Source organism: Roseibium sp. (genome assembly GCF_025698965.1).
Taxonomy (GTDB): Bacteria; Pseudomonadota; Alphaproteobacteria; order Rhizobiales; family Stappiaceae; genus Roseibium.
Map to the genome: position 1 here is coordinate 1 of NZ_JAILWL010000314.1, position 7,845 is coordinate 7,845.

At 54.3% G+C, this 7,845-nt stretch carries 8 protein-coding genes, 1 tRNA gene and 1 pseudogene; all 10 read right to left on the bottom strand.

The window, feature by feature from the left end:
* Window positions 1-691, bottom strand: a 691-nt coding sequence (locus K5905_RS22000; RefSeq protein WP_297587790.1) for a hypothetical protein, incomplete at its 3' end; no start/stop codon positions are given.
* 111 nt (window positions 692-802) lie between these two features.
* A complete protein-coding gene (locus tag K5905_RS22005; RefSeq protein ID WP_297587792.1) occupies window positions 803-1,522 on the bottom strand; it encodes a methyltransferase domain-containing protein in 720 nt (239 codons plus the stop codon).
* Between the two features lie 11 nt (window positions 1,523-1,533).
* A complete protein-coding gene (gene kdsA / locus K5905_RS22010) occupies window positions 1,534-2,397 on the bottom strand; it encodes a 3-deoxy-8-phosphooctulonate synthase (RefSeq protein WP_297587795.1) in 864 nt (287 codons plus the stop codon).
* A gap of 17 nt (window positions 2,398-2,414) precedes the next feature.
* Window positions 2,415-3,407, bottom strand: coding sequence for a KpsF/GutQ family sugar-phosphate isomerase (locus K5905_RS22015; protein ID WP_297587798.1), 993 nt, complete (start codon window positions 3,405-3,407; stop codon window positions 2,415-2,417).
* Between the two features lie 17 nt (window positions 3,408-3,424).
* Window positions 3,425-4,081, bottom strand: coding sequence for a histidine phosphatase family protein (locus K5905_RS22020; RefSeq protein ID WP_297587800.1), 657 nt, complete (start codon window positions 4,079-4,081; stop codon window positions 3,425-3,427).
* A gap of 1 nt (window position 4,082) precedes the next feature.
* The gene (kdsB, locus tag K5905_RS22025) at window positions 4,083-4,862 is read right to left on the bottom strand and encodes a 3-deoxy-manno-octulosonate cytidylyltransferase (RefSeq protein ID WP_297587803.1); all 780 of its coding nucleotides are present in this window, start codon (window positions 4,860-4,862) and stop codon (window positions 4,083-4,085) included.
* A complete protein-coding gene (locus K5905_RS22030; protein ID WP_297587808.1) occupies window positions 4,863-5,444 on the bottom strand; it encodes a glycosyltransferase family 4 protein in 582 nt (193 codons plus the stop codon). It abuts the gene before it with no gap.
* 39 nt (window positions 5,445-5,483) lie between these two features.
* A pseudogene (locus K5905_RS22035) lies at window positions 5,484-5,957 on the bottom strand (glycosyltransferase); the annotation flags it as partial.
* A gap of 142 nt (window positions 5,958-6,099) precedes the next feature.
* Entirely contained in the window at window positions 6,100-6,774 is a 675-nt protein-coding gene (locus K5905_RS22040) for a sugar transferase (RefSeq protein WP_297587805.1), read from the bottom strand.
* Between the two features lie 763 nt (window positions 6,775-7,537).
* Window positions 7,538-7,609, bottom strand: a tRNA-OTHER gene (locus tag K5905_RS22045).
* Between the last annotated feature and the right edge of the window lie 236 nt (window positions 7,610-7,845).

Sequence of the window (7,845 nt, forward strand, 5' to 3'; positions counted from 1 at the left end):
TTTCGCCTGGGTACGGGCGTCGATCGCTTATTCTATTTGTAAGCATCTGCGCAATCCAGTCGATTGTGAATAAAGCATCCTTTTGAAAAGCATAATATTTGCTTTTCGATTGTGGAAGCTTAACTCTTTGACGAATTCGATCTTGAATTTCTAAGATCGTTTGATCAACATCAAATACTTGCGCGGAAGGATTAGCTGAATTCTGCTTTAGCCACGATATCGATTGTTTAGGCCGATGGTAAAAATGCGCATCTGCATCTGTCCCCCATGGGTCTACGACCGTTTTCCCGGCGATATTTCCATAACCAAGAAAAATCATCGGGACCTTCTGCTCTAAACAAAAGCGACTGAGCCCAACCTGATGCGCGTGACGTCCGCTTGGAATGATCGCATAAATGATCTGCTCGTCAATCGAGCAAAGTTGTTTGTATGCGCCGTATTCCGCGTAGTTTGCATCAGCAATTGAGAGCCGTTTCGAGATTGTTGAGAAGCCACTTTGGGCGCGATGAATTGGAGCATCTGATAATTTTTTTGGTGGCCGAAGGGCCAACAAGCCAATTTTTTTCGAAAGCGCCCAAGAAAGGAAGTTCGTACACAATACAAGAAGCTTATGGGAGCTATGTGTTTCATACGCCTTCAGAAATTTGACATCCTCAGGTGTTGTCGCGGAAGCAATTATAACGCTTCTCATGGATGAGTCCTATCGGTCCTAAATCGAATGACTGTTACCATCAGGTCGACGCACAAGAATTTCAGGTATCCAAATCACAAATTTGGGCCGGCAAGGGCGATTGCGCCTGTGTCAAAAGAAGCTCCCCCCGTAGAAGGCGTCTTCATCCAGCCAACGTAGTGATTTAGGCAGCCGTCCTCTCAAGTCGGCTAAATCGCCACTGTCAAATGTAGCACTTTGTGGCACATCCTGTGCGAGCGGCGCAATCACCGTTATGTTATACCCATGCCGCACAACCGTTGCATTCAAACAGTCGAAACCAGATCTCACTAAATTATAAATTAGTAAACCTTCGTTCCAGATCGAAAGGTGTCCACCAACGATAATTGGTTTGGCTGGTGGTACTGTTACAGCAATATATCCGTCTTTTTCGATCAATTCTCTGCAGCGACTAAGAAACTGGCCCGCATTTGGTTGATGTTCAAGGACATGAGAGGCCCAAACGCATTCAAATTTTTCGTTTATCTGAATGTCATAAAAGTTCCCGACAAAGTCGGGTGGGTTTGTGCTGGAAGCCGAATAAACAGAACTTCCAAAATCAAGTGTTTTGACCTTAATCCCGGATTTACGAAATTCTTCAGCGTGCGTCCCACTCCCTGAACCAATATCAATGAGACTATGCGGTTTTCGAGAAATGACGATTTCTAAACCTCGCCATGCAGTTCCGACGTTCCGACCTTGGCGCCCATACATTTTCTGGTTAACACCGTCCAATAGGCACGATGCCTTGATCTGCAATTTTGAAAGAATCCCAAAAATGGTTGATTTCATCGGATTGAGCCATTCAAACAATTTGACATTTTCTACAAGGTGATGTGACCAATGCTCTTAGCCAATTGGTCGAACTGTGAAAGCTCATTGATGAGGCGTTCGAATTTGTTTAGCGGGATCATATTCGGGCCGTCACTGGGTGCGCGATCCGGGTCTGGATGCGTTTCCATGAATACGGCTGCAAGCCCCAGCGACACAGCGGCCCGGGCGAGATGAGGGGCGAATTTTCGTTGCCCGCCCGATGAGCTGCCTTGCCCTCCAGGTTGCTGGACCGAATGGGTGGCGTCGAAGACTATTGGACAGCCAATTTCCTTCATTATGGGGATCGATCGCATGTCTACAACAAGCGTATTGTAACCAAAGCTGACCCCTCGCTCACATGCCATAACATTGGGATTTCCGGCGCTAACGATCTTTTCGATAACGTTTTTCATGTCCCAGGGCGCTAAAAACTGACCCTTCTTGATGTTGATCGGCTTCCCGGTACGCGCAGCAGCAATGAGAAGGTCAGTTTGCCGGCACAGGAAAGCTGGAATTTGAAGGATGTCGACGGCTTCCGCCGCCATTGCACATTGCTCCGCAGTGTGTACGTCTGTCAGGATCGGAAGCCCCGTAGCTTCTCGGATTTCTGCGAAAACTGGCAGGGAGGCTTTTAACCCCATGCCGCGATGCCCCTCGATGCTTGTGCGGTTTGCTTTGTCGAATGACGTTTTATAGATGATGCGAACGCCAGTTCGCTGCGATATTTCTTTGAGCGCTGCCGATACCTCAAGCCCATGTTGACGACTCTCCAGCTGACACGGGCCCGCGATGATTGTAAGCGGGCGGTCGTTTCCGATTTCAACGTTCGCTGCTCGCGGGCAAGGCACTGAGATGACTGATTTGACTCTGCTCATTATTTCTCCTCGGCCCACTAAGCCAGGCCTGCCCTCAGCAGGTCGTGGATGTGGAGTAATCCCATGGTACGTTGCTTACCGTCACAAACGAAAAGGCTAGTTACTTTCGTTTTCCCCGACGTCATGATGCGGAGCGCTTCAGCTGCGAGAGTTCCAGTCGAAACACTCCTCGCCGGAGTTGTCATGACATTGTCGACTAATTGACTTGTTAAGTCTCCGGACATCTTTCGTCTTAAGTCGCCGTCGGTGATGACTCCTGCCAGCTGACCAATTTGATCGACGACACCGACGCAACCAAATCCCTTGCTGCTCATCTCGATAAGCGCTTCGCTCATCGGATCACCGACTTGTGCCAAGGGAATTGCATGGCCGACGTGCATAAGGTCTTCGACCTTTGCCAACGCTGCTCCAAGCGACCCGCCGGGATGGTATCGGCTAAAAGCTTGCGCCGTGAACCCGCGCCGCTCAATCAGCGCCACCGCAAGGGCATCGCCATACGCCATCATCATAGTAGTGGATGTTGTAGGGGCACGGGTTTCACCACAAGCTTCTTCTATCTCCGGAATAAGCAGAACAATGTCTGCCAGTTTCCCCAGCGTGCTCTCCCGCCTAGCAGTTAGGCCCAAGAGAGGAATGCCAAATCGCTTGCAGTACGCAAGGAGATCACTGAGCTCTCGCGTCTCGCCTGACTTCGACAATGCGATAACGCTATCCTGTTGAGTTATCATGCCGAGATCGCCATGGCTCGCCTCTGAGGGGTGGACGAATTGTGCCGCGGTTCCGGTTGAAGCAAGAGTTGCGGCAATTTTAGTAGCAACATGACCTGATTTGCCTACGCCTGCACAAATCACCCGGCCGCGAGTTTTCCAAATCAGTTCGACTGCTGCGGTCGCTGAGGAATCCAGGGAATTAGCAAGCGCCTCTAACGCCTTTGCTTCAAGCTGAATAACACGCTTAAAGCAATCCAACTCGTCGTCCGGACGTGGGTCGTTTTCCGCTAAGTCAGACACAAACGCCGCCCTCTCGCCTAATTTTCCAAGCTTTTTGCCATAACGCTTCTAAATTCTGAGGCATCCGCATTCCATACCGACAACGTTGCTTCGGCTCGCGTAACATTAAAGGCGCACATATGGCCGGTCTTCACGTTAGTCGATCCCTGCGCGGCACCGTCCTCGGCGAGCAGTTTGTGGAAATAGCGCAGGATGCCGTTGGACGTGACGATGAGCACCTTATTGTCCTGTGACAGATTACGGGTCACGCTCGCCAAGACGGCGCGCACATCCGCCTGGATGGTGGCCGGGGAGGGCGACCAGCCCGCGCCCTCCGGCGGGATCGAGCGCTCGCGCCAAGCGTCGATCGTACCTTGGTTCCATTGTTCGGCGACTTCGCCGTCGGTCTTGCCGCCCCAGACGCCGTAATCGATCTCTTTGAGGCGCTCGTCGATCTCCACCTCTCCGGCGAAACCACATTTTTCCGCCGCGAGGCGGGCCCCCGTCCGCGTGCGTTTGAGAGGTCCGGCCAGGATGCGGTCCAGCACTAGGCCGGCATCGCGGATCGCGCGGCCGATCTCGCGCGATTGCTCGAGCCCGCTTTCCACCAGGGGAAGGTCTTCGTGTGCGCCACCCCAGACCGGGGTGTCCCCGGGGCCGAACGTATTTCCGTGACGGGCCAGTATCAGCAGCATCTCAGACGATTTCCCCCTCGCGCGCGATGATTCGGGCCGCGATCTCGGCATCGCGCGGAGAATCTACCGAGCACGGTGTACGACCACGGTAATCGGTCAGCACGATACGGATCGAGATGCCGTTTTCCAGCGCGCGCAACTGCTCTAGACTTTCCGCCTTTTCAAGCGGCGAGGGTTCGAGCGCGACTAGGCGTTCCAGCGTGGCGAAGCGATAGGCGTACAACCCGATATGCTTGTAGACCGGGGTTCCGGCCTCGGGGTGGCGCTGGAAGGGGATGATCGCCTTGGAGAAGTACAAGGCATTCATATTCCGGTCGAAAACGACCGTGGAGCCACCCACCTCGCTGGCGCGCTTGGCTGCCTTCATCTGTTCGAGGTCTTGCCCGGAAAGTTCGACCGCGGGCGTGGCCATCGCGAGTGCGGGGTCGGCCTTCATGACCGCGGCGGCCGCATCGATCACCCAAGGCGGCGTCAGCGGCGCGTCGCCCTGAAGGTTCAGTAAGACATCGTCGGCCTTCGCGAAGGTCCTCGCCGCATCGTGAACCCGCTCGGTGCCGTTGCGGCAGTCGGGCGACGTCATGACCGCTTCGCCGCCGAAGTTCTCGACCGTTTGGGCGATACGCTCGTCGTCGGTCGCGACCAGGACCCGGTCGACGCCCGGCGCGGCGACCGCCAGGCGCCGGACGCGCTCGACCATGGGCAGGCCGGCGATCTCGTGCAGCGGCTTTCCGGGAAAGCGCGACGAGCCGTAGCGGGCGGGAATGATGGCGAAGACGCTCATTTAATTAGTCAGCAGAATTTTGGCCGCCCGCCGCTCAATAGCGCGACGGTAAATTGCTTCTGTTTGGTTGGTCATATTTTCGATAGTGTAGCGGCTCGCTCGCTCACGCGAGACCGCGCCCCATCGGGTGAGTTGCTGACGATCGGATGCTGCCGCGACTAACACGTTTGCTATCTCTGCGCTGGACGCGGTATTAGCAAAGCGGCGGCCATTTTCCCCATCAATAACTGTTTCATCCACTCCGCCGACCTCAGTTGAAAGAATGGGAAGGCCAGCGGAAAGCGCTTCGAGAAGCGAGTAGGGCATCGCCTCGTACCGGCTCGTCATGACCAGCATATCGAGCCCAGAAAGAGCGACTCGTGCATCGACCCAGCCGGGCATGCGCAGAGCCTCCGCGTCACCGGCCGTTTCAATCGCGGCGCGCAGTTCACCGTCGCCCATCATCACACCGACGAGATTCGGGACGCGGTCACGCGCCATAGACAGCGCCTCGGAAAAGCGGACCGGATCCTTTTGCGGAGTGAATCGGCCGACAAATCCCGCCACAATCGCATCTGGAGCAACGCCCCATTGTTTACGCACCCGAGCCCGGTCTTCACCGGTGATCGAGTCGACGCCATTAACGACGGTCTCGAGACATAGCGGCCGCAGCCCGCACTCTGCTGCGTGCCGCGCCTCCGCGCCGCTCACTGCAATCAGCGCGTCAGTGTGCCGGGCGAGAAAGCGCTCCACAGCCCCGTAAAGCATTGCTGCGGGTCTCGACACGTGTGGGTCCATGGTGCGTAAGGCGTGCGGTGTGTAGATTCGCACCCCCGGCAGGCTCCGCGGCAGGAGCCGGATCAGGGCGCCCGCCTTAGAACTGTGACCATGCAAGACATCGTATGGGCCGGTTTGTCGGATGTAGCGGGCGAGTGCTCGCAAACTCGACCAGTCGTGCACTCCAACAGCGCGTCTCATATTGACGACGATGGCCCTGTCACCCAGCAACTCAGTCAATGCAGCGGCAAATTTTGTTTCTGCTCTGACCTGCGACCAGACGACAATTACATCGTGACCCCGGTTCAGAAGGCCGCATGCAAGATCGAGAACGTGACGACCCGAGCCTCCGCCAGAAGGCTCTTGCTTATGCTCATCGACATAAAGCTTTGATTGTCGCCCTTTCGCGAAAGGAAAAGATTGGAAGCAAGCCCAACTACCCGATAACGCCGATTGTCGACAATCACTCGGTTCATCCTTCTTAGCTCGCCCCTCGGCTAAGTAAGACTGCCGGGATTGTCTTTATGATGATCCAGATGTCGCCCAGCACCGTCCACTCTCGAGCATATCGCGCATCCATCTCGACGCGCTCATTATAGCTCACATCATTACGGCCATTCACCTGCCACAACCCGGTCACGCCAGGTCGCACGGCCTTGTAAGCTTCAAATTTGTTTCCATACCGTCTCGCCTCATCCATCACGATGGGACGGGGGCCGACTACAGACATTTCACCACGCAGGATATTGAGAAGCTGAGGAAACTCATCAAGGCTAGAGCGGCGCAAAAATCCACCAAGCTTTGTGATGCGAGGGTCTTTGCGGAGTTTCTGATCACGAGCCCATTCCGCTGCAGCTTCAGGGTCTGTTGCCAAGAGGCGCTCTAAACGATGCGGGGCGTCAATCACCATGGAGCGAAATTTATAGCACCTGAACGGTTCGCCGTTCTGGCCAATGCGAGTGTGTGCAAAGATCGCTGGACCCTTGTCTTGCAGACGTACAAGGGCGGCAATTGTTATCAGAACAGGGCTCAGGATTATGAGCCCTGCGAGTGCAAGGCTTATATCGAGCACGCGCTTGGACGCCCTTTGCAACCAGGGGCGGTCCTCATTCATGGGAAACTCTTCAAGTTTTAAATGGTGTGCACTGCCGTCCATGATGCCACCCATCTTCCCCCTAGACGGTAAAATTCATTTCTAGATAACCAAAATATAAGGTTGAGCGCCAGATTTTTTTTATGACGCACTTGCAACATGTTTGTTCCCACTGGTGGGATAAGCCTGAACTCTGAGCAAACCCTACTAAACGGCTTTTGCTGAGGCGCAGTGCTGCGCTGCTCACTCGAGTGAGATTTCATCAATCAAGCGAATGTTGGGCGCAGACTCATAGTGTCTGCATGCCCGGCTGTGAACAGCATTTCGCGTCTGGCTTGCGCCCTCTCTCTGTAAGAGGGCTGTATAGCGTTCGCGTTCCAGGTACGGGCTTCGTGAAGCGGATGATCTCTAAGCGCTGGAAGAATGAGCCAGGCCAGCATGAGTGAACGGAAATGCGCTTAGAAGCCCACTCTCTGAAATCGCCATGGCCTATTTATTTGTCGGTAAGGCTGTAGCGGCTGGTTGCAAGCTATGCTGTTTGCAGCCGATTTCCCTGAGCTACGTGAGCAGTTTTGCTGGGGTGGTTCGAACAGTCCGATTCTTCTGCTGTATCGTTGATAAGCATTCGTAGCGATCAGTATGGCGAGGCGGCTGACGGCGCGATACCAATTCGCGCTTTTTCATGGCGGCTCATTTAATTATCAGTCCAAGAATCACCCAAAGGCAGAGGTCTAACGTTAACAAGCGTTTACCATAAGCGTGGTGACTGGGTGGTGACTCGAAATTTTAATGAAAGAATTCAGTGCGCTTAAGTCTTTGAAATAAATGGCGCACCCATCAGGATTCGAACCTGAGACCTCTGCCTTCGGAGGGCATAAAATGTATGAATGACAGGTGCTTGGCGAGGTCAAAGGATGTGGCGCACGTAAAACTGTGCAGTTCACAGGCTGGCGAGAGCTTGAAAGCTATCCAACTAATTTGGATTTTCTCCAACGTTCTGTGAAATCCAACAATAGTTGTCGCATCCATCAGGATTCGAACCTGAGACCTCTGCCTTCGGAGGACAGCGATCTATCCAGCTGAGCTATGGGCACACCGACACCGCGCCCGACATCGATAGGCTGCTACGCGCAC